Raw genomic sequence first — 20,079 nt, 5'->3', positions numbered from 1 at the left:
CGCCTCCCTCCTCACTTCAACCCCAGCCAGGGTGCCGGATCCACGTACGTGCCGTTCCGCTGGACCTCGAAGTGCGCGTGCGGCCCCGTCGAGTAGCCGGTGGAGCCCACCTCGCCGACCTTCTGGCCGACCTGGACGTGCTGCCCGACCTGCACGCTGAGGCTCCGCATGTGGTTGTACGTCGTCGAGATGCGGGCGCCGTCGATGGTCCCGTGCGAGATGACCACGCGGTTGCCGTACCCGTTGGACCAGCCCGCGAAGGTGACCGTGCCGTCCCGGGCCGCCTTGAACGGCGTACCGGCCGCGGCACCGAAGTCGATGCCGGTGTGCAGCTTGTAGACGTGCAGGATCGGATGCATGCGCATGCCGAACGGCGAGGTCACCCGCGGGTTGCCGGAGAGCGGCATCGCCATCTGCTGCCCGGCGGGGATCGTGCCCGGCGGATCGTCCACCGATTCGTACTTGGGTATCAGGGACTTGATGCGGGCGACGTAGTTCCGGGTCTCGGTGTACGGGGGCATGCCGTGGTACTGGTGCACCGCGCCGGGTCCCGCGTTGTACGCCGCGAGCGCGAGGTCGAGGGTCTCGCCGCTCGCCTCGCCGCGGTTCTTGTAGCCCTCGACCGTCTTGGCGAGGGCGCAGTCGTAACGGCCCTGCGCCATGATGGCGTCACCGGGATCGAACGGCGAGGCCCGGCCGTTGCCGTCGTCGTCCTTGCCCCAGTTCGGCCAGGTCCCCGGCATGAACTGCGACAGCCCCTCGGCGCCCACCGGAGAGCGGGCGTTGGGGTTCCAGCCCGACTCGGCCTCGATCTGCGCGGCGATGACCGCCGGCTTGATGACCTCGCACATGGCACCCGCCTTGAGCACCCACGGAACGTAACTCGCGGGCACGGCACCGTCCTTCAGCCCCCCGCCCCCGCCCGAGCCCGGATCCTCCTCGCTCGATGCCCCGCTCACCGCGACCATCATGACCACCGGCATGATCACGACGGCCAGGCAGCCGCCGACCACCCAGGTCATGGTGGATCCGCCCCCGTTGGACATCGGCCCCCCTCAGCCTCATGTTCCGGTCGTGTACATGCAGTCGAGTCTCTCGGTTCCCACCCGATTCCCGCGTCACCACGGCGTCACAGGCTCGTCCCAGGAACTCACGCCCCGTTACCCAACCCGCCCGGACGCCGGGAGGATCGGTCGCACCGACGAAGAGGACGAGGAGAGGGCACCCATGCAGGGGATCGAGGGGGTGGCGATGCGGGCGAACGAGAGTCCCGCCGTGCGCGGGAGCGAGGGAGTGCGGTTGCGCGGGAGAGACGGCTCGGTGCCGCGCGGCACCGAGCAACACGGCCCGGACGGGCCGGAGATATGGATACGCGGGGCGGTCGAGGAGCCGGAACGGGCGCCGCAGCGGTACGAGGAGGAACACCAACCCGTTGTGCGGGTACGGCAGTTCGCCTGGATCGCCACGCACGGCGGAGCCGGGTCCTCGACGCTCGCCACCGTCTTCGGCGGCCACGACGCGGGCCGTGACTGGCCCCGCCCCGACCGGGGCGAGCCGGCCTCGGTCCTGCTCGTCGGGCGTACGCACGCGGCCGGTCTGGACGCCGTGTCGCACACCCTCGACATCTTCCGCCGGGGCGACGCGCCGCCGGGACTCGATCTCGACGCCATCGTCCTGGTCGCGGACGCGCCCGGCCGGCTGCCGCGCCAGCTCACCCAGCGCATCAAGGTGATCAACTCGGTCATCGACGTCTACCGGGTGCCGTGGATGCCCGCCTGGCGCACCGGCGACCTCACCGGGCCGCTGCCGCGCGAGGCCGCCGCCCTGGCCCGCCTGACGGGAAGGACCGCGCCATGACCGCCCTGTACACCCTCGCCGCCACCCCGCTGGCCGTCGACGCGAAGGTCACCGGCCAGCTCGACTACGTCCTCGGCATCATCGCCTGGCTCGTCACCGCCGCCGGTGTGGCGGGCCTGATGATGGTGGGCTCCCGGATGGCGCTGGCCGTCAAGTCCGGTGAGTTCGAGGAGCACTTGAATCAGTTCCTGATGGTGCTGGGCGCCTGCGTCATCGGCGCCACGGCTGGACCCATCGTCGGCTTCGTACTCTGAGCCACGCGTCGCCCGTCGGACGGCAGCATCGGATGCCACGCGTCGCCCGTCGGACGGCAGCATCGGATGCCACGCGACACCCGTCGGACGGCACCATCCGTCCGACCCGCCGCCCGTCGGACGGCACCGCCGGATGCCACCCGCCGCGCGTCGGACGGCACCATCGGATGCCACCCGCCGCCCGGCACCCGTTTCGGACGCGACCCGTCACCCGTCGTCCCGCGGAGGGCATCCGCCGCGCCCCGCGTCGTGGGGATCTCTCGAGGCACCATCACCCCTGATGGTGCCTCAGCTCTTTTCCGCGCCTCCCACCTCGTCTTTCATGACGGTCTCTTCCCGTCTGTCACGGACACGTCACCGACAGGTGCTGGTCTCCCACATCGCTTGGCCCCGGCCCACAGGAGTCGCCAAGCTCACTGTGCACCGGGAAACACGGGGCGTCCCACGGATCTTCATCGCCCCCAAGTACCGCTCTCGGCAAGCACGTACCGCTCGTACCGAGCAAGTGCCGCTCAGATCCGGCGAGTTCCGCGTCCGTCCCGGACGGAGACGCGAGCAGCCGGCCATATCGGGGAGAAACCATGTTCAAGGCGATAGCAGCCCAGGCCCACCAGTACGTCTACCTGGCGGACGGCAAGATCCCCGACCCCAACCGTGACGCGCCGGGCGCGCTGACCGGCAAGGTCGACACCGTCCTCGGCATCCTCGCCTGGGCCGGCACCGCGGCAGGCGTCGCGGGTGTGCTCATCACCGGCGCCATGATGGCGATCTCGATGCGCCGCGGCGAGGGCTCGGAGCACATGGGCCGCCTCGGCATGGTGCTCGGCGGCTGTGTCCTGGTGGCCACCGCGGGCCCCGTCGTCACGTTCGTCTTCGCCTGACCGACGCTCCGTCAGAGCCTGAGCGAAGGGAGCGCAACCATGCTGAACTCCGGTCGGCCCCAAGGGGGCAGCGGAGAGTGGGAACAGCCGTTCTGGCAGCAACGAAGCTGGGTCCTGTCGGCCGGATTCCTGCTGGTGCTGCTCGTGCTCGCCGTCTTCACGATGCTCGGCGGAGGCGACGGGACGCCGGCGAACGCATCGGGCGGCGAGAGGCCCACCCCGTCCGCCGGCCCGGACCGGGACCGCGGCGGCCGGCCGGACACCCGCCCCGACGGCTGCCGCACCGACGACGGCGACCAGGCCAAGCCCGCCCGGGCCCCGAAGGACTTCACGTGGAAGGCCGACGGGACCGGCCTGGTGCCGGTCTCGAGGACGGCGGGCCCGCTCACGTTCGACGGACCGGTCTGGTCCTGCTTCGCCCACACGCCGATGGGCTCCGTCATGGCCGCCCACGCCATCACCGACCACCTGAGCTACCCGGGCTGGCGGCAGGTCGTCGACCGGCAGGTCGTCCCCGGCGCGGGCCGCGACGCGCTCGTCGCGAGCCGTACCGCCGCGGGCGACAAGCCGACCTCGGGAGCGCCCGACGGGGGCGGCTACGCCGGCTTCACCGTCCTGTCGTACGACAAGGAGAAGTCGACCGTGATGTTCGTCGTGCGGGTCCCCGGCAAGAACGCCTACGGCACCGCCTCGGTGACGCTGCGCTGGCTGGACGGCGACTGGAAACTCTCGCCCGACACCGACGGGACGGTCTATTCGGGCATGTCGCAGATCAGCGGCACCAAGGGCTTCGTCACCTGGGAGGTGTGAGATGTCGTGTTCCTGGCGGGTGTACGACTGTGTGATCGACGAGGTCGGCACGCAGCTCACCGACAGTGCCGTGGTGGCCTTCGCCAAGGCGATCGGCGACGCGACCGCGGCCGTGCTCAAGGCGCTCAACGGCGTGTGGATGCACGTGGACGTGGGGGACGCCTCCGGGCCCATCGCCAAGATCGACGCGGAGGTCGACTGGCTCGTCGGCTACGTGGCGGTGGCCTCGCTGCTGGTCGCGGCGATCCACATGGCACTGGAGCGCAAGGGCCAGCCCATGAAGCAGGCGTTCATGGGGATGTGGAAGGTCATCCTCGTCGGCGCGGTCGCCGTCCCGGTGGTCCAGGCGCTCACCAGGGCCTCCGACCTGTACGCGCAGGACGTGTACGCGAAGTCCGACCTCGGCGACCAGGCGTCGACGATGCTCGGTGTGCTGACCCTCGACCAGCCGGGCCTCATCCTCATCTTCGGCCTGCTGGTGATGCTGTCGAGCTTCGTGCAGATCTGTCTGATGTACATCCGCATCGGCGTCCTGATCATGCTGGTCGGCACCCTGCCGCTGGCCGCCGTCTCCTCGATGACCGGGTGGGGCGAGGGCTGGTGGAAGAAGCACGTCGGCTGGCTCGCCGCCTGGCTGCTGTACAAACCGGCGGCCGCGCTCATCATCTACTCGGCCACCTCGATGACCAAGGACACCAAGAACCTCGACCAGACCATCGCCGGTCTGGGCATGCTGATCATGGCGGTGTTCGCCCTGCCGGCCCTGCTCAAGCTGATCGTCCCGGCGACCGCGGCCCTGGGCGGCACCTCGGGCGGCACGGTCACGCTGAACGCGGTCAACAACGTCGCCACCGGAGCCGTCAGCATCGCCGCGGGCGGTGCCGGTGGAGGCGGCGGGGGCGCCGCCGGGCCGCAGGGCTCGCCGTCCGCGGGCGCCGGAGCTCCGGCGAGCGGTGGCGCGGGTGCGGCCGGAGGCGCGGGTGGCGCTGCGGCGGCGGGCGGCGCGGCCGCGGCGGGCGCTGCCACGGGAGGCGCGACCCTCGCCGTACAGGCCGCGGCGGTCGCCGTGCAGACCGGTGTCGCGGCGGCCAGTGAGGTGGCCAACTCCCTGAACGACAACGACGGGATGAAGGGCCACAACCAATAGCGGCCCCGAGGCCGAGGAGCCACAGAAGCCTCAGGAGCCACAGCGCTCAGCGAGTTCCGGGGCGGCGCGCGGGCCGCCGTCACCGGGCCGGCCACCGCCCCGGAACTCCACCCCCGTCACGTATCCAGCGCTTCGAGCCGGAAGAAGGAACCCCATGTCCACCGACGCCATGACGCGTCCCACCTACGGGAACTGGCGCAGGCCCCGCCGTCCCGGACTCGGTCCGCTGGGTCTGCTCGGCACCGTCGTCGCCTTCGGCGGACTGCTGGTGGCGCTGCTGGCTTCGCTGGTCTCGCTGACCGCCGCGATCGTCGTCCTCGTACCGGTGAGTCTCTTCCTCGCCCCGCTGGCGCTGCGCACGGTCGACGGCCGCAACGTCTACCAGGTCCTCGCCATCCGCGTCGGCTGGGCGCGGCGCAAGTCGGCCGGCTCGCACACCTACCTCTCCGGGCCGCTGTCCAAGCGCCCCGGCGGCCGCTACCAGCCGCCCGGACTGCTCGCGCGCACCCGGATGCACGAGGGCCGCGACGCCTACAACCGCTCCTTCGGCGTGCTGCACCACCCGGGACGCGGCCTCTACACGGTGGTGCTGGCCTGCGAACCGGACGGCGGCTCGCTCGTCGACCCCTCCCAGGTCGACATCTGGGTGGCCTCCTGGGGCGACTGGCTCGCGCGGCTCTCGCACGAACCCGGCCTGCGCGGCGCCCAGGTGGTCGTGGAGACCGCACCGGACACAGGGACCCGGCTCGCGGCCGAGGTGCTCCCCCGGATCTCCCCGGACGCGCCGGCCGCCGCGCGCGCCGTGATGGAGGAGGTCGTCGAGCGCTATCCGTCGGCGTCCTCCGAGATGCACACGTACATCGCCCTGACCTACGGCCCGACGGGCGGCCCCAAGCGCGGCACGGACGACATCGTCACCGATCTGTCGATGCGGCTGCCCGGACTGCTGTCCGGCCTGGTCGCGGCGGGCGGCGGCAGCGCCTACCCACTGCCGGCCGACCGGCTCGCCGAGATCGTCCGGGTGGCGTACGACCCCGCCATCGCCCCCGATGTGCTCAGCGCCCGCGCCGAGCACGCCACGACGGGCGTGGAGTGGGGCGACGCGGGCCCGGCCGCGGCCGTGGAGACCGTCACCTCGTACAAGCACGACTCGGGGGTCTCGCGCACCTGGATGCTGACGCTCGCGCCGCGCGGCACGGTCCGTTCCAGCGTGCTGCGCGGGCTCCTCGAACCGGCTCCGGGCACCCGGCGCAAGCGGGTCTCCCTGATCTACCGGCCCATCGACCCGGCGACCTCGGCCCGCATCGTCGAGTCCGACCGGCGCACCGCGCACTTCATGGCGGGCTCGAAGCGCGGTCTCGTCCAGGCGCGGGCCAGTTCGGAGATGCAGGCCGCCGAGCAGACCGCGGCCGAGGAGGCGGCGGGCGCGGGGCTCGTGGAGTTCTCGCTGATGATGACGGTCACCGTGGACGACGAGGAGCAGTTGCAGGACGCGGGCATCACCGTGCGCAACCTCCAGGCCTCGTCCCGCATCCTGATGCGCCCCGCGGACCGGATGCAGGCCGCCGCCTTCACCTGCACGCTGCCGGTCGGCCTGCTCCCGTGGGAGCACACCCTCGTTCCGTACCAGATCCGGGAGGCACTGTGAGCAGGCAGCAGACGCAGGGGAACCCGGTCACCGCGCCGCCGCGCGGCTGGTACGGCCCCGCGGGCGGCCAGGTCGGGCACGTCGACCCGCCCGCGCTGTGGCGCGCGACCACCGTGCAGGCGTGCGGGCTGTGGCCGTTCGCGGCCGGCTCCGGCGCGCCGATGACCGGGGTCCCGCTCGGGCAGCATCTGCACACCGGGGCGACGGTGTGCGGCGACCCCATCTCCTGGTTCACCCGGGCCCGTTACATCTCCAACCCGTCGCTCTTCATGCTGGGCATGCCGGGCCTCGGCAAGTCGACCCTGGTCAACCGCATGCTGATCGGCATGTCCGCGACGGGCATCACGCCCCTGGTCCTCGGCGACCTGAAGCCCGACTACGCCGACACCGTACGGGCGCTCGGCGGCCAGGTGATCTCCATCGGGCGCGGGGTCGGTGGCATCAACGTCCTCGACCCGGGCGCGATGGGCGAGGCGGCGGCCCGGATCGGCGGCGAACGCGGCCGGATCCTGGCCGCGGAGGCGCACGGCCGGGTGCTGAACATGGTCGCGGCGCTGATCACCATCGTGCGCGGGCGTCCGATGGACGACCACGAGCAGTCGGTGCTGTCCGCGTGTCTGCACCATCTCGCGGAGCGTACGAAGCCGGGGCGGCCGCCGCTCCTGCCGGATCTGCTGAAGGTGCTGGACGAGGGTCCCGACCGGGTCCGCGCGGTGACGCTGGACCGCGGGAACGTGGCCCGCTACCAGGAGGCCGTGGACCCGCTGCACCGTTCGCTCCTCGGCGTGCTCGACGGCCCGCTCGGCGACACCTTCGCGACCGAGACGTCCACCCGGATCAACCCGGCGTCGCCCGCCGTCTGCGTGGACATCTCCCGCATCGGTGAGGCGGACACCCAGCTCACGGCCGCGGCGATGCTGGCGGCCTGGTCGGACGGGCTCGGCACGGTGGCCGCCGCGCACGCCCTCGCGGACGCCGGACTCGCCCCGCAGCGCTGGTTCTTCACCGTCCTCGACGAGTTGTGGCGTCCGCTGCGGGCCGCCTCCGGCATCGTGGAGCGGATCGACGCGCTGACCCGGCTGAACCGTTCGCTCGGCCTCGGCGACGCGAAGATCACCCACACCCTGAAGGACGCCGAGGCGCTCGGCAGCGAGGCCGACCGCGCGAAGGCACGGGGTTTCGTGGAGCGGGCGGGCATGGTCGTCTGCGCCGGGCTGCCGCGCTCGGAGATGCGGGAGCTGGGCGAGATCGTGGGCATGTCCGAGCGCGAGATCGAGCTCGTGTCCTCCTGGTCGTCCCCGCCCGGCTGGGCGAGCACCGGCGGCAACGAGGAGCCGCCCGGACGCGGACGCTTCCTGATCAAGGTGGGCGGCCGTCCCGGCATCCCGATCAAGGTCTCCATCACCGACACCGAGCGTGCCCTGCACAACACGAACACCCGCTGGTCGGAAGCGGGCAAGACGTCCCTGCAAAAGGCCGCCGGCCCGTCCGGAACTTGAAGGTCGAGGGGACATTCCAACCCGTCCGGGACGCGTTTCAGCCCGTCCGGGGCTTGAGGCCGAGGGACATTCCAGCCCGCCCCAGGCTTGAAGGCCGCGGGGACATTCCAGCCCGTCCGGCGTTTGAGGACCCGTGCGGAGCGCGGCGGGGGGTCCGGGGGCACCGCCCCGGGATGGGACGGGTAGGGGCGGCGGGGGCGAGAGACATCCAACGGGGGGAGCAGAGATGAGCAGCACACGCAGGACGGGACCCGGGGCCGGAGAGGACCTCCTCCCCTGGATCGTGCCGGGAGCCGCGTTCCTCATCGGCACGATGTTCCTCGGCGCCTGGCTGGGCGGAACCCTGGGCGCGGCGGTGACCGGCGCCGGCTGGCACCCGCCCCCCTTCGCCCTGTCCACCCTCTCGACCCTGGCGAAGGAGGGCCCCGGCCCCCTGTGGCCGACCGCCTCACCGACCGCGCTCACCGCGGGCATGGCCACGGTGTTCGGCACGGTCGTGGCGGCGATCACCGTCCTGATCACGCTCGTACGACGCCGACTCACCGCGCCCACCGGCCTCGCGGGCCGCAAGGAACTGGCCGCCCTCCTGCCCAAGGGCGCCGCCCGGCGGGCCCGCGAGCTGCGCCCGGTCCTGGCCAAGCTCAGCAAGGTCACCCCGGACGACACCGGGAACCTGATCGGCAACCTCGAACCCCGCGGCCCGGAACTGCGCTCCAGTCACGAGGACGTCGAGCTCGATCTGATGGCGCCCCGCGCGGGCAAGTCCACCGGCATCGCGGTCCCGCGCGTCCTGCGGGCCCGCGGCAGTGTGCTGCTGACGTCCAACAAGGCGGACGTGTACAGCGTGACGCTGGCGGAACGCGAACGGGTCGGCCGGGTCTGGACGTTCGACCCCCAGGGCATCGCCCACACCCCGCGCGGCCTGTGGTGGGACATGCTCGCCGAAGCGGCCACGATCGAGGGCGCCCGCCGGCTGGCCGGACACTTCGTCGGCGCGGTCAACGACGACGCCTCCCGTCGCGACTTCTGGATCTCGGCCGCCCAGAACACCCTCACCGCCCTCTTCCACGCGGCCCAGCGCGGCTGCAGGCCGATCGGCGAGGTCCTCGCCTGGCTGGCCGACCCGGCCGACCGCACCCCGGTCGACCTGCTGCGCGACGCCGGGATGACGGCGCTCGCCGACCAGTTGCAGGGCACCGTGCAGGGCGCGGTGGAGACCCGGGACGGCATCTACGAGACCAGCCGCCAGTGCGTGGCCTGCCTGCTCGACCCCGCGATCTCCGCGTGGGTGACCCCGGATCCCGCGCTGCCGCAGTTCTTCCCCGACCGCCATGTGCTGTCCGCCGACACGCTCTATCTGCTCTCCAAGGACGGCGGTGGTTCGGCGGCCGGGGTCATCGCCGCGGCCGCCGACTCCGTGCTGCGCGCGGGAGTCGTCGCCGCCGAACGGATGGGCGGACGCCTCGAACCGCCGATGACGGCGGTCCTCGACGAGGCGGCCAACGTCTGCCGGATCGCCGATCTCCCAGACCTGTACTCCCACTTCGGCTCCCGCGGCATCAACATCGTGACTCTGCTCCAGAGTTACCGGCAGGGCGCACGGGTCTGGGGCGAGGCGGGCATGGACGCGCTCTGGTCGGCCGCGACCATCAAGCTGCTCGGCGCGGGCCTGGACGACGCCGACTTCGTGGAGAAGATCTCCCGGCTGGTCGGCGAGCACGACGTGTCGACGGTGAGCTGGTCCAGGAGCAAGGACGGACGGTCCCGGTCGACGTCGTACCGCCTGGAACGCATCCTGCCCGCCGACCGCATCCGCGCGCTGCCCAAGGGCACCGCCCTGCTCCTGGCCACCGGCATCAGGCCCGCCCTGGTCCGGCTCCGCCCCTGGTACGCGGAACCGGGCGCCGACCGCATCGCGGCGTCCGCCCAGGCCGAGGTGAAGGCCATCACCGCCCGCGCGGCCGAGAGGATCACCTACCGATGACATCCGCGCCCTCCGCGGCCCGGGGAGGCCCAAGCCCGGTGAAGTCCGCCGCCGAAACGGCCCGGGGCGCCCGGCGTCCGGTGCAATCCGCCGCCGAAGCGGTCCGACGCGGCCGTGGCCCTGTGCCGTCCGCTGAAAGGAAGCCTTCTCGATGACGACCGACGCGGCCGAGCAACAGGCCCCCGACGCACCGCCGTTCATCCTCTTCCTCGACGGTCCCGAGTACGCCGGGGAGATGAGCCGACTGGCCCTCTGGGTGAGCGACCTGCTGCTTCCCGTCTACGGCCGCGAGGTCACCTCGCAACAGCCCTGGTGTCCCCGCTGGTGGGAACACCCGGAGGCGGTCGCCCGACTGCACGGGCTGTGGCTGGCCTGGCAGGAGCACACCGACCCGGCGGCGGGCGCGTCGGGCCCCGCCGTCTGGCACCGGGACCATCTCGGCGCCGTACTGTCCGAACTGCGTTCCCCCAGCGGCCCGTTCGCGGGCTGCAAGGGCGGAAGTCACCGTCCTAAGACGCCACCCGCGGTCGAGCCGTACGAGGACGCCGTCGCCGCGTCCTCCCATCGGTCCGACCCGGATCCGTACGAGACCAGTCTCTGGTGAGCGAGGAATACTCCGCCCATGAACGACACTCCCGCACAAGACACGTCCGCGGCCGACTCGACCCCTTCCCTGCGCGCCTATCTGGGGCTCTACGCCGCCGGATTCGTGGAACGCGAGCAGATGATCGCGACCGTCGCCGGCTGGCCCTTCGAGACCGAGGAGGGCCTGGACGAGGGACATCCCGAGCCGACCCACCAGGACAACACGCTGTCCGTGCTCGCCGCGGCACGGCTGCTCGGGCAGGTGACCCGCGAGGACGTGGAGGAGATCCAGCACAGGATCGACAGCCGGCCGGACGGCCGGGCCGACGGGCCCGAGCGGCGGCCATGACCACGAGCGAGCGGCCGGAGGCGGGGCTCAGACCCGAATACCGCGCGCTGTACCGGGAATTGCAGAACCGGATGTCACCGGGCGGCGATCTCGCGCCGGGCGACGCGGACACGTTCGCCCGCTTCCGGCGCGGCGCGCTGTGGACGCCGGACCGCGAGCGGATGCACTCCGCGATCCTGGAGGAGTTCGCCGCGCGCTGCACCGGCCTGCCGCGCGACGGCCATGCCGCCCTGCTCACCGCCGGGGCGCCCGGTGCCGGGAAGGGCGGCGCGCTGCGCGGGCTCGACGAGTGGCAGGGGCGCGACGACGAACTCGGGCACGCGCTGCGGCGGGCGCACGGCATCGACGTACGCGACTACGTGGTCCTGGACCCGGACCAGTTCAAGGTGGCGATCTTCGAGCACGGCGGATCGCCCCATCTGCCGCCCGCCGCGCATGTGTTGTCCGACGGGCGGCCGGTAGCACCGTCCGAGACGGCCTCGCTCACCCACCGCGAATCGGCCTTCCTCCAGGAGGTCTTCGAGCGGTGGGCCCGCTCCGAGGGCTACAACCTCCTCTACGACGCGACGCTGCGCGACCAGCGCTGGAACGAGAAGCTGCTCGGCGATCTGCGCGCCGACGGCTACGACCGGCGCGTCCTGCTGTCGGTCGAGGTCCCCGTCGAGCAGTGCCTCGCCCAGAACGCCGGCCGCTGGCAGCACGGCCGCACCGCGTTCGACGCGGGCCGCGACCCGTACGGCGGGCGCATGGCCCCCGAGGTCATGATCGAGGACCTGTACGCGCGGAGCACGTCGGGGCGGGGGTTCTCCGTCGGCCGCGAGAACGCGGAGAAGCTGGTCGAGGAAGGGCTGGCCACCGCGCTGATCACCTCGGATCGGGGGGTGTTCCCCGCCGGGCGGGGGACGGGGCCGGCCCCGGTGTCGGGGCTTGGTTCCTCGGCGGGGGTGGTGTCGGGGGCGGGTGTCGCAGGTGGTGCGATGCCGGGGCCGGGGGGCGCGGTGTCGGGGTCGGGTGGTGCGGGGGATGCCACGGTTCGGGTCGCCACGGCGGCACGCCTGCGGTCCGGTGGCGGGAGCGCCTCCCCGGTGACCGGGGGCACGCCGTCGGCTCCGGCCGCCGCGGCCGTCCCGCGCCCGGCGCCCCGGCCACCGCGGACGCCGTGAGCGGTGGGCAGGGCTTACGTGTTCTGGTGCGGGCCCACGGGGTCGATGCTCTCCAGGATGCGGCGCTTGCGGGCGATGTTCTCGAGGAGTGCGGCCCGCCCGAAGCGGTGCGGGGTCCTGTCGTACAGCTCGCGGCCGCGCTCCGAGGTGAACAGCTCCTCGGGGACGCTGTCGGCGCCCTGTGGAAGGAACTTGAGGACTTCCTCGACCGCCGCGAGCGCGAACGCGGAACCCTCGCGCTGCACGTGCCGCTCGGCGGACGGGGTGTGCAGCAACCGCAGCCCCGTGTCCGTGGCCACCTGGTCGCTGACCCACAGGAACTCCCCCGGGTCGATGATCCGCGAGGGCTCGGGCCCGCCGAACGCCGGTGGTGCGGGCGGGAGTTCGTCGGCGAGCCGGAACGCGAAGGAGCGGGCGCGGCCGCATGGGGGGCAGACGCCCTCGTACACCGCGACCAGGACACCGTCACGCTCGTCCAGACGGTGCTCGCGCTCGAAGCTCTCCGCCCCGCACGCGCACGCGTGCAGGTCCATGTAGAGGTGTGCTTCCTGCGTCGAACGGGCGATCAGCATGCCAAGATCTTACGTGCCACGAGGCCGTTCAAGGGGGAAAGTGCCAGTGGACCAGGAACCGCCCGCCCACGGGAACGCCGGCCGTTCCGACCGGGCGGACGCCCGGAAGAACGCCCGCGCGGAGCCCGTCGTCATCACCGCGACCGACGTCGCGGGCAGCCGCTTCGTCTCGGGCACCGGCGCCGCGCCCGACCCCGGACGGCAGGCGGCCGTCGTCGCGCAGGCGGAGAGCGCCCTGCCGATGGTGGTGGGGAGCCTGTACGCGCAGCGGCTGACCTCGGTCGAGCTGCGGTCCGGCGCCGCCGGCGACCGCTTCTTCGCGCTCACCGACGACCGGGGCCGGAACCTCACCCTGCGCCTGGACGCCATACCCCTCCCCTCCGGCACGGTCGCGCGGACCCACGTCAACACCACCTCGGACCAGCACGTCGTCCAACTCTCGGACCGGATGGACCCGCGCCAGGTGGGCCGGGCGCTGAGCCACGAGGTCGGCGAACTGATCGCGGTGCGCGACCGGGCGACCCGTGCCGCCGCCGGTGACCCCGAGGTCGCGGGCGTCGCGCCGAACCGCCAGGACCTGCTGGCGCGCGGCGGCCTCGGCGGCGCGGACCGGCGCCTGAGCCTCACCGAGGAGGACCTCGGCCGGGTCGGCGAACTGAACCACCTGGCCACCCGCATGAACGACGTCGCCCTCGACGCCGCCCAACGTGCCGAGTCCCGGAGCGAGTTGTCGGCGCTCATCGACCACGTCGGGCTACGGCCGCTGGCCCCCGTCGACTCCGACCGTCACGCCTCGGAACTCCAGGCCTCGGACATCCGCCGCGATGTCATCGACCCGCATCTGACCCCGGCGACCGCCGACGCCCTGCGCGAACTGGCCGTCCCCGTCGAGCGGTTGAGCGCGGCCGACGCCGCCGAGTTACGGGAGTTCCGGTCACGGGCCGAGCACGCCCGGCCCCTCGGGGCCACCGTCGGCGCCCCTCCCCTGCCGGGCTTCCGGCCCGACGGCTCCCCCGTCCCCCGCGAGGAGCTCGCCGCGGCGGCGGCCCAGGCTGCCGACCAGCGCACCCGGGACGGTGCCGCCACCCTGGACCAGCTCCGCACGGAGAGCGCCACGACCGGCGAGTGGCCGACCCGCCAGGTCGTCATCGGCGGTGGCGCCAGCCTCGTCGGACGCGACCCCGAGGCCCTGCTCGTCGACGCCCGCGGCCGCTGGCACCTGGACCCCGGCCAGGGCATCGTCCAGTCCCCCGACCAGACGAGGGACATGCGGGGCAACGGGATGGGCGACGCGCACCAGTTCGCCGACCCGACCGCGCGGGTTCCGCGCGACGCGGTACGCCTGTGGGAGGACCAGCTCGCCGTACGCGGGCCTGTCGTCGACGGCACCGCGGCCCTGGTCCCGGGCCAGGACGGCCACCTCTACGCGCACATCCGTCCCGGTGACGGTTCCCCGGACCTCTACGTGAAGGTCGAGGGCACGCCGACCGTGGCCACCGGGCTGCCGCCGGAGATGGTGCCCGGCGTCGACCGCCGGGACGCGGTGAATCTGCCGGAGGCCCTCGACGCCGTACGCGGACAACTGCCCGCCGACTCGCCCGCGCACGCGCGGCTGACCGGGGAGGTCACCGCGGAGCGGGCGCTCCAGGTGCTGCGGGAGGACGGGGTGCTGGACGGGCTGCGCTCGGGCGGCGGGGCGCGGGCCGCGCTCCAGACACTCGACGCGACCGCCCAGTGGGAGCGGGCGCGGGCCGCCGCGCCTGGACGTGTCTTCATCGGGGACGAGATCGCCGAGGGACGGTTCGACGCGCGGGCCGCGGGTGCGGAGGGTGCCCCGAAGACGTGGCTCGTCGCGGGCGCCGGTGGCACGGGGGTGGCCAACGCCGAGATCATCCTGGAGGCCGACCCCGAGGCGCGGGTCACCATCTACGGGCCGAACCTGCCTCCGGCGCTGGAGAACCAGGTGCAGTTCACCGCGCTGCGCGAGCGGTTCGTCCGCGAGTACGGCGGGGACGGACGCCTCACCATCGACATCCACCCCGACAACCGGGTCGGGGCCGTGCAGATGCACCTCGGGCCCGACGGGACGCCGCGGTTCCGGGAGGGGCGTGTGGAGGCGGACGCGTATGTGGCGAGCCTCGGGCGGACCGCGCCGATGCCGGAGGCCCTTCGGGAGCTGAGCGAGCGGACGCGGGACGGGGGTGGGCGGGTGCGGGGGGACCTGATGTTCGACCGGGACCGGCAGTACCTCGGGTACGGCGTCACGTTCGAGTCCGGGGGGAGGCAGCACCGGGTCGAGGTGACCGGTGCGGCCTCGCAGTTGCTGCCCCGGGATGTGTTCCCCCGTGACACCCAGGCCGCCCTGGGGGCCATGGCTGTCCGCCAGGTGCCTTCCCAGAGCGGCAACGCGGCTCCGGGGTTCGCGCCCGTGGCCGAGCAGGCGGCTCGGCTGGCGGAGGCGCGGACGCGGGGGACCGTGGAGCGACACGCTTCGGTTCCGGAGAGTTGGCGGAGGCCGGCTGTGGCGGGGGCCACTGGCTCCGGCGGGCCGACGAACCCCGTGGCGAACGCGGCCCGTCTCCAGTCCGGCCGGCGTTCCGCCTCCCCGGGCGGAGCTGTTCCCGGCGCGGCCGTGCCCGGGTCGGCCCCACGGGTGCAGCGGCCGCCACAGCCGCCGCGGTCCGGGCGGTAGCCCCGGTGGGTGGGTCGGGGCCGTGCCGGTGCATCAGCCCGTCGCCGTCGGACGGAGATGTGGCCGTCGGTGGCGACGGGCATCGATGTACCGCCACGTCCCCTCACGCCGGATCCCGACTGCGGGCCGTGGAGGGTTTCAGCCCCGGCCGCGGGCGAAAGTCTCAGCCCCTCCGGCGTTTGAGGAGCGGGGTCCGGGGCGGAGCCCAGGGGGCGGCCTCCCCGCGGGGCGCCTTTTCGGGTGCCGGGCAAGATTCAGCCCCTCCGGCGATTGAGGAGCGGGGTCCGGGGCGGAGCCCCAGGTATGGGTCGGGTAGGGGCGGAGGGGGCGAGCAAGCTGGGGTGAGTCGAGTCGCAGGGGTCGGCCTGGACGGTAGATGCGTATGCATATATTGTTCACGCAAGTGATAGGCGCCGCCGCATCTCAGGGGGAAACCATGACCCGCCGATTCCTGTTCGTGCTCGGCAGCAGCCGCCCCGACGGCAACACCGAGACCCTGACCCGCAGGGCGGCCGAACAACTCCCCGCCGACGTGGAGCAGCGCTGGCTGTCCCTGGCGGAGCACCCGCTCCCCGACTTCATGGACCTGCGCCGGGACGGCGACCACGTACGCCCGCCCGCCTCGGGCACGGAGGGCACCCTGCTCGACGCCACCCTCGCCGCCACGGACATCGTGATCGCCTCCCCGCTGTACTGGTACTCGGTGTCCGGCCTGACCAAGCGCTACCTGGACTACTGGTCCGGCTGGCTCCGTACGCCCGGCGTCGACTTCAAGGCCACGCTGGCCGGCCGCACCCTGTGGGGCGTCACCGCGCTCGCGCACGAGGAGCCGGAGGTCGCCGACCCGCTGATCGGCACCCTGAACCACACGGCGGCGTACATGCGGATGCGCTTCGGCGGAGTCCTGCTCGGCAACGGCAGCCGGCCCGGCGACGTACTGAACGACACCGCGGCCCTGACCCGCGCGAAGACCTTCTTCACCCAGGAGGCACCGCTCGCGCGTTTCCCCTACGAGGGGTGACGCGTGCCCGCTCAGGCGGTGATGTCCTTCGTCGTGAACCGCGCCCACGCGGCCGAACCGAACACGGCGACGTACAGGCTCTGGAGGCCGAGGTCGCGGACGAGGTCGTCCCAGTAGACCGGGTCGCGCATGAGGTCGGCGAAGGACAGCCAGTAGTGGGAGAAGAAGTACGGCTGGAGCGCGTGGAGCTGGGGGATCTGGTCGAGGATCTGGACGGTGATCAGGAGGCCGACCGTCGTCGCCATGGCCGCGATGCCGCTGTTGGTGAGGGTGGAGACGAACAGGCCGAGCGCGGCGACACCGGTCAGTGACGCGGCCACGACCAGGGCGATGAGCAGCGCTCTGCCGAGCCCCTCGGCGAATCCGATACGGGTCCCGGAGATCGTGGTCAGGTCGCCCAGCGGGAACAGCAGGGCACCCACCGCGAACGCCGAGACCGCCACCACCAGGGTCGCCACCAGGCAGAACGTCATCGTCGTCGCGTACTTCGTGAGCAGCAGCCGCGCACGGCCCGCGGGCGCGACGAGGAGATAGCGCAGGGTTCCGGCGTTGGCCTCGCCCGCGATCGCGTCGCCCGCGATGACGCCGATCGCCATCGGCAGGAAGAACGGCAGGGTCGCGGCGAGCCCGGTGAACACCAGGAACAGGCCGTTGTTGGTGATCTGAGCGATGAACGCGGGGCCCTCGCCGCCACCACCCGCGGTCGAGCCGTCTCCGGTCTCGATCCTGACGGCCACGCCGATGAGGATCGGCACGGCCGCGAGCACCCCGAGCAGCGCGATCGTGCGCCAGCGGCGGAAGGTGGTGACGAGTTCGTCGCGGAAGAGTCCGAGTGTCCACAGGGGGCGGGGTCGGCGGGTGGTTCCGGGTCTCGTCGTCGCTCCCGTGGGCGGCGGCGTACCGGTCGTCGCCGCTCCGTCGTCTCCTTGCTTCGTCGCCGGAGGTGTGCTTCCTCCCGTGCGCGCCTCCGGTGCCCCTTCCGCGTCCCGCTTCGGCAGACTCTCAGCCCGCGACATCGAAACCCTCCCCGGTCAGCGCCACGAACGCGTCCTCCAGCGATGCCCGTTCCACTCCGAAGCCGCGGACCCTGACGCCACCCAGCACCAACGCCGCGTTCAGTTCGGCCAGTTCACGAACGGGCGGCTCCGCCGTCACTCCCGTCCCGGTCACGACGAGATCCGTGACGCCCTGCTCCTTGAGGATCCGTGCCGCGTCCCCGGGGTCCGGGGTGGTCACCACCAGCCGGCCCCGGGCACCGGCGGCGAGGTCGGCCACCGGGCCCTGGACGATCAGCCGTCCCTGGGTCATCACGGCCGCGTGGGTGCAGACCTGCTCGATCTCGTCGAGGAGGTGCGAGGAGAGGAAGACGGTCGTGCCCTCGGAGGCCAGCTCCCGGACCAGCGCACGGATCTCGCGCATGCCCTGGGGGTCGAGACCGTTGGTCGGCTCGTCCAGGACGAGCAGTCGGCGGGGCTGGAGCAGCGCGGCCGCGAGTCCGAGCCGCTGTTTCATCCCCAGGGAGTAGGCCTTCGCCTTCTTTCCCGCCGCCGCGGTCAGTCCGACCCGGTCCAGCGCGGTCCCGACACGGGTGCGCCGGGTGCGCGGGTCGGCTGTCGGGTCCGCGGCGTCGTACCGGAGGAGGTTGTCCCGACCGGAGAGGAAGCCGTACAGGGCGGGGCCCTCGATCAGCGCCCCGACGTGCGGGAGCACGGCGCGCGCGGACCGGGGCATGGGCCGCCCCAGCACGCTCGCCGTGCCCGAGGTCGGCTCGATCAGGCCCATCAGCATGCGGATGGTGGTTGTTTTCCCCGAGCCGTTCGGGCCGAGGAAGCCGAAGACGCTGCCCGCCGGGACGGTGAGGTCCAGGCCGTCGACGGCGAGCTGTCCGCCGCGGTACCGCTTGCTCAGCGCGCGGGTGGCGATCACCGCGCCCTCCGCGGACGCGGCACCGGCCTCTCCCGCCCGCCGTGCGGTCACGGTGGGTGACGCGGCAACCGCGTCACCCACCGCCCTCACCGGCGCGGCGCCGGAACCTCCGGGGTCCCGGGCCGGCTGAGTGCGGGCGCTCACCGTCCGCCCCGCGGGGACGGCGGCGCCCGCGGCGTACGCCGGATCGGGCTCGTCGGCGGACAGCTCCTCCATGGGCTCCCTCGGTTCGGCTCGCCTGGGTGCTTCTACTGGGCCGCGTCGGCCGCCTTGACCAGCGCGGCCTTGGTGACGGCTCCGGCGTACACCGTGCCGTCGTCCGTGATCAGCGCGTTGACCAGGCGGGTCGAGAAGACCGTGCCCGAGCCGAACTTGCCCTTGACGTGGTCGCCGAGGGAGTTCAGGAACCCGTCGACGTCGCTGTTGCCGGTCGAGCCGGACGCGCCGGACGGCACGCCCTCGCCACCGGTGTCGAGGACGACGATCGCGTTCCAGCCCTCGCCGATGGTCTTCGAGCCGCCGAGACCGTCGGCCGTGCCCTCGTGTCCCTTCGGCAGCGCCTTCTCGAAGTCCTTCGGTGCGCCGCCCTTCGACTCGCCGCCCTTCGTGCCCTTCGCGTCGTCGCCCTCGGTGACCTTCGCGCCCTTCGGCGGGGTGAAGGCGAACGTCGACGCGGCCGGCCGGGAGAAGTCGACCTGGGTGAAGCCCGCGTCCACGACGGCCGCGCCACCGCTCGCCGGGGTCAGCGTGAACTTCAGCGGCAGCCCCGTCTTCGCGTCCACCGCGATACTGATCGCGCCGACCGTGGTGCCGGACTGCCGGGGCTTGATGACCAGCTTGTAGGCGTCGCGGCCGGCGACGTGGGCGGTGCCGTCTACGGTGACGGAGGTCGTGTCGTCCACGGACTTGAGGACCTCGTCGGAGAAGTCCTTCGGGGTGGCCGGGACATCCCGCGGCGCCTTGCCCTTGGCGCCCTCGCCGGCGAGCCCGGACTCGGCCGACGCCGAGTGGAAGACCTCGTTCGACTTGCTGTCGTATCCCCACACGTCCTTGCCGTTGTGGATGACGCTGTACTCGGCGGCGTTGTCCAGCAGGGAGACCTTGCCCCTGTCCGGTCCGTCGGCCGCGACACGCAGGGTGTGCGTGCCCGAGGCCAGTTCGAGGAGCTTGGACTGCGGGTCGGCGGAGGAACCGTCGTGCCCCCCGGCCGCGCCGGACAGCAGGCCGCTCTCCAGACCGCCCAGGTCGGGCAGCCCCAGATCGGTGCTGATCTTGACGGTGCCGGACAGTTGCTGGACGTCCGACTGGGCGATCTTCTCGATGAGTTGCTGTGCGGTGACCTTCGGCAGGTCGGGGTCTCCGGAGTCGGCGAGCGCCGGGACGAGTCCGATCGTCGCCGCCGCCACCCCCACCACCGCGACCGGAACGACGTACCGAGCGGCCTTGCGTCGCCCGGCGAGCCTGTCGTCGGCCTCCGCGGCCCTCGCGCTGTCGTCGGATTCGTACGGTGCCATGTGTGCCTTACCTCCGTCGTCGGCGGCGGCCCTGCCCTCGTTTCCGCTCCACTCCTAAGCCGCCATTCTCACCCGGACCGGTGAGGAGTGGTGTTCTCCATCTGACCAAATACGCCGGATGAACGCGTCAACCCGGGGGCTCAACTCCGCGTAGTCCTGCGGTATGACGCGAGAGGG

18 protein-coding genes are annotated in these 20,079 nt (G+C 72.8%); 13 read left to right on the top strand and 5 right to left on the bottom strand.

The window, feature by feature from the left end:
- Positions 1-11: 11 nt before the first annotated feature.
- Positions 12-1,046, bottom strand: coding sequence for a peptidoglycan DD-metalloendopeptidase family protein (locus tag ACIQ7M_RS34170; RefSeq protein ID WP_355767110.1), 1,035 nt, complete (start codon positions 1,044-1,046; stop codon positions 12-14).
- Between the two features lie 205 nt (positions 1,047-1,251).
- On the opposite strand from ACIQ7M_RS34170, the gene ACIQ7M_RS34165 reads away from it, so the two are divergent.
- From ACIQ7M_RS34165 to ACIQ7M_RS34115, 11 genes are all read left to right on the top strand, one after another.
- Positions 1,252-1,857: a hypothetical protein gene (locus ACIQ7M_RS34165; protein WP_403651584.1), complete on the top strand. Its 606-nt coding sequence runs from the start codon at positions 1,252-1,254 to the stop codon at positions 1,855-1,857.
- Positions 1,854-2,111 carry a hypothetical protein gene (locus ACIQ7M_RS34160; RefSeq protein ID WP_386985944.1) on the top strand — a complete coding sequence of 86 codons (258 nt, stop codon included), beginning with the start codon at positions 1,854-1,856 and terminating at the stop codon, positions 2,109-2,111. The genes ACIQ7M_RS34165 and ACIQ7M_RS34160 overlap by 4 nt, the downstream gene beginning before the upstream one ends.
- Before the next feature lie 581 nt (positions 2,112-2,692).
- A complete protein-coding gene (locus ACIQ7M_RS34155; RefSeq protein ID WP_328554028.1) occupies positions 2,693-2,992 on the top strand; it encodes a hypothetical protein in 300 nt (99 codons plus the stop codon).
- A gap of 39 nt (positions 2,993-3,031) precedes the next feature.
- A complete protein-coding gene (locus tag ACIQ7M_RS34150) occupies positions 3,032-3,802 on the top strand; it encodes a hypothetical protein (RefSeq protein WP_403651492.1) in 771 nt (256 codons plus the stop codon).
- 1 nt (position 3,803) lies between these two features.
- Entirely contained in the window at positions 3,804-4,949 is a 1,146-nt protein-coding gene (locus ACIQ7M_RS34145) for a hypothetical protein (protein WP_355767098.1), read from the top strand.
- Between the two features lie 154 nt (positions 4,950-5,103).
- Positions 5,104-6,597 carry an SCO6880 family protein gene (locus tag ACIQ7M_RS34140; RefSeq protein WP_355767095.1) on the top strand — a complete coding sequence of 498 codons (1,494 nt, stop codon included), beginning with the start codon at positions 5,104-5,106 and terminating at the stop codon, positions 6,595-6,597.
- Positions 6,594-8,096 (top strand): ATP/GTP-binding protein, encoded by a 1,503-nt coding sequence (locus ACIQ7M_RS34135; protein ID WP_403651489.1) that lies wholly within the window; start codon positions 6,594-6,596, stop codon positions 8,094-8,096. Before ACIQ7M_RS34140 ends, ACIQ7M_RS34135 begins: the two co-directional genes overlap by 4 nt.
- A 226-nt stretch (positions 8,097-8,322) precedes the next feature.
- Positions 8,323-10,080, top strand: coding sequence for a TraM recognition domain-containing protein (locus ACIQ7M_RS34130; protein WP_403651487.1), 1,758 nt, complete (start codon positions 8,323-8,325; stop codon positions 10,078-10,080).
- Positions 10,081-10,231: 151 nt separating this feature from the next.
- Positions 10,232-10,684 (top strand): DUF4913 domain-containing protein, encoded by a 453-nt coding sequence (locus ACIQ7M_RS34125; protein ID WP_403651485.1) that lies wholly within the window; start codon positions 10,232-10,234, stop codon positions 10,682-10,684.
- A gap of 18 nt (positions 10,685-10,702) precedes the next feature.
- Positions 10,703-11,014, top strand: coding sequence for a hypothetical protein (locus ACIQ7M_RS34120; protein WP_403651483.1), 312 nt, complete (start codon positions 10,703-10,705; stop codon positions 11,012-11,014).
- Positions 11,011-12,177, top strand: coding sequence for a zeta toxin family protein (locus tag ACIQ7M_RS34115; protein ID WP_403651481.1), 1,167 nt, complete (start codon positions 11,011-11,013; stop codon positions 12,175-12,177). Before ACIQ7M_RS34120 ends, ACIQ7M_RS34115 begins: the two co-directional genes overlap by 4 nt.
- Before the next feature lie 14 nt (positions 12,178-12,191).
- Here the strand turns inward: ACIQ7M_RS34115 and ACIQ7M_RS34110 are convergent, their stop codons facing one another.
- The gene (locus ACIQ7M_RS34110) at positions 12,192-12,749 is read right to left on the bottom strand and encodes a hypothetical protein (RefSeq protein WP_355767078.1); all 558 of its coding nucleotides are present in this window, start codon (positions 12,747-12,749) and stop codon (positions 12,192-12,194) included.
- Between the two features lie 46 nt (positions 12,750-12,795).
- On the opposite strand from ACIQ7M_RS34110, the gene ACIQ7M_RS34105 reads away from it, so the two are divergent.
- Both ACIQ7M_RS34105 and ACIQ7M_RS34100 read left to right on the top strand, forming a co-directional pair.
- The gene (locus tag ACIQ7M_RS34105; RefSeq protein ID WP_403651478.1) at positions 12,796-15,441 is read left to right on the top strand and encodes a hypothetical protein; all 2,646 of its coding nucleotides are present in this window, start codon (positions 12,796-12,798) and stop codon (positions 15,439-15,441) included.
- A gap of 436 nt (positions 15,442-15,877) precedes the next feature.
- Entirely contained in the window at positions 15,878-16,462 is a 585-nt protein-coding gene (locus ACIQ7M_RS34100; RefSeq protein ID WP_403651476.1) for a flavodoxin family protein, read from the top strand.
- Between the two features lie 11 nt (positions 16,463-16,473).
- Here the strand turns inward: ACIQ7M_RS34100 and ACIQ7M_RS34095 are convergent, their stop codons facing one another.
- Genes ACIQ7M_RS34095 through ACIQ7M_RS34085 form a run of 3 tightly spaced genes read right to left on the bottom strand, consistent with a single transcriptional unit; the run spans position 16,474 to position 19,902 of the window.
- Positions 16,474-17,478, bottom strand: coding sequence for an ABC transporter permease (locus ACIQ7M_RS34095; protein WP_403651474.1), 1,005 nt, complete (start codon positions 17,476-17,478; stop codon positions 16,474-16,476).
- Positions 17,465-18,604: an ABC transporter ATP-binding protein gene (locus tag ACIQ7M_RS34090; protein WP_403651472.1), complete on the bottom strand. Its 1,140-nt coding sequence runs from the start codon at positions 18,602-18,604 to the stop codon at positions 17,465-17,467. The genes ACIQ7M_RS34095 and ACIQ7M_RS34090 overlap by 14 nt, the downstream gene beginning before the upstream one ends.
- 32 nt (positions 18,605-18,636) lie before the next feature.
- Entirely contained in the window at positions 18,637-19,902 is a 1,266-nt protein-coding gene (locus tag ACIQ7M_RS34085) for an outer membrane lipoprotein carrier protein LolA (protein ID WP_403651470.1), read from the bottom strand.
- Positions 19,903-20,079 lie beyond the last annotated feature (177 nt).

The sequence above is a fragment of the Streptomyces sp. NPDC096324 genome (assembly GCF_044763015.1).
Lineage (GTDB): Bacteria > Actinomycetota > Actinomycetes > Streptomycetales > Streptomycetaceae > Streptomyces.
This window is presented reverse-complemented; position numbering and strand designations above follow the sequence as displayed.

Excerpts from the sequence above, each read along its gene's own strand:
- ACIQ7M_RS34150 (WP_403651492.1), top strand. The coding sequence starts at position 3,032 with ATGCTGAACTCCGGTCGGCCCCAAGGGGGCAGCGGAGAGTGGGAACAG.
- ACIQ7M_RS34095 (WP_403651474.1), bottom strand. The coding sequence starts at position 17,478 with ATGTCGCGGGCTGAGAGTCTGCCGAAGCGGGACGCGGAAGGGGCACCG.
- ACIQ7M_RS34155 (WP_328554028.1), top strand. The coding sequence starts at position 2,693 with ATGTTCAAGGCGATAGCAGCCCAGGCCCACCAGTACGTCTACCTGGCG.
- ACIQ7M_RS34125 (WP_403651485.1), top strand. The coding sequence starts at position 10,232 with ATGACGACCGACGCGGCCGAGCAACAGGCCCCCGACGCACCGCCGTTC.
- ACIQ7M_RS34165 (WP_403651584.1), top strand. The coding sequence starts at position 1,252 with ATGCGGGCGAACGAGAGTCCCGCCGTGCGCGGGAGCGAGGGAGTGCGG.
- ACIQ7M_RS34085 (WP_403651470.1), bottom strand. The coding sequence starts at position 19,902 with ATGGCACCGTACGAATCCGACGACAGCGCGAGGGCCGCGGAGGCCGAC.
- ACIQ7M_RS34090 (WP_403651472.1), bottom strand. The coding sequence starts at position 18,604 with ATGGAGGAGCTGTCCGCCGACGAGCCCGATCCGGCGTACGCCGCGGGC.
- ACIQ7M_RS34145 (WP_355767098.1), top strand. The coding sequence starts at position 3,804 with ATGTCGTGTTCCTGGCGGGTGTACGACTGTGTGATCGACGAGGTCGGC.
- ACIQ7M_RS34170 (WP_355767110.1), bottom strand. The coding sequence starts at position 1,046 with ATGTCCAACGGGGGCGGATCCACCATGACCTGGGTGGTCGGCGGCTGC.
- ACIQ7M_RS34100 (WP_403651476.1), top strand. The coding sequence starts at position 15,878 with ATGACCCGCCGATTCCTGTTCGTGCTCGGCAGCAGCCGCCCCGACGGC.
- ACIQ7M_RS34120 (WP_403651483.1), top strand. The coding sequence starts at position 10,703 with ATGAACGACACTCCCGCACAAGACACGTCCGCGGCCGACTCGACCCCT.
- ACIQ7M_RS34160 (WP_386985944.1), top strand. The coding sequence starts at position 1,854 with ATGACCGCCCTGTACACCCTCGCCGCCACCCCGCTGGCCGTCGACGCG.
- ACIQ7M_RS34130 (WP_403651487.1), top strand. The coding sequence starts at position 8,323 with ATGAGCAGCACACGCAGGACGGGACCCGGGGCCGGAGAGGACCTCCTC.
- ACIQ7M_RS34140 (WP_355767095.1), top strand. The coding sequence starts at position 5,104 with ATGTCCACCGACGCCATGACGCGTCCCACCTACGGGAACTGGCGCAGG.
- ACIQ7M_RS34110 (WP_355767078.1), bottom strand. The coding sequence starts at position 12,749 with ATGCTGATCGCCCGTTCGACGCAGGAAGCACACCTCTACATGGACCTG.
- ACIQ7M_RS34115 (WP_403651481.1), top strand. The coding sequence starts at position 11,011 with ATGACCACGAGCGAGCGGCCGGAGGCGGGGCTCAGACCCGAATACCGC.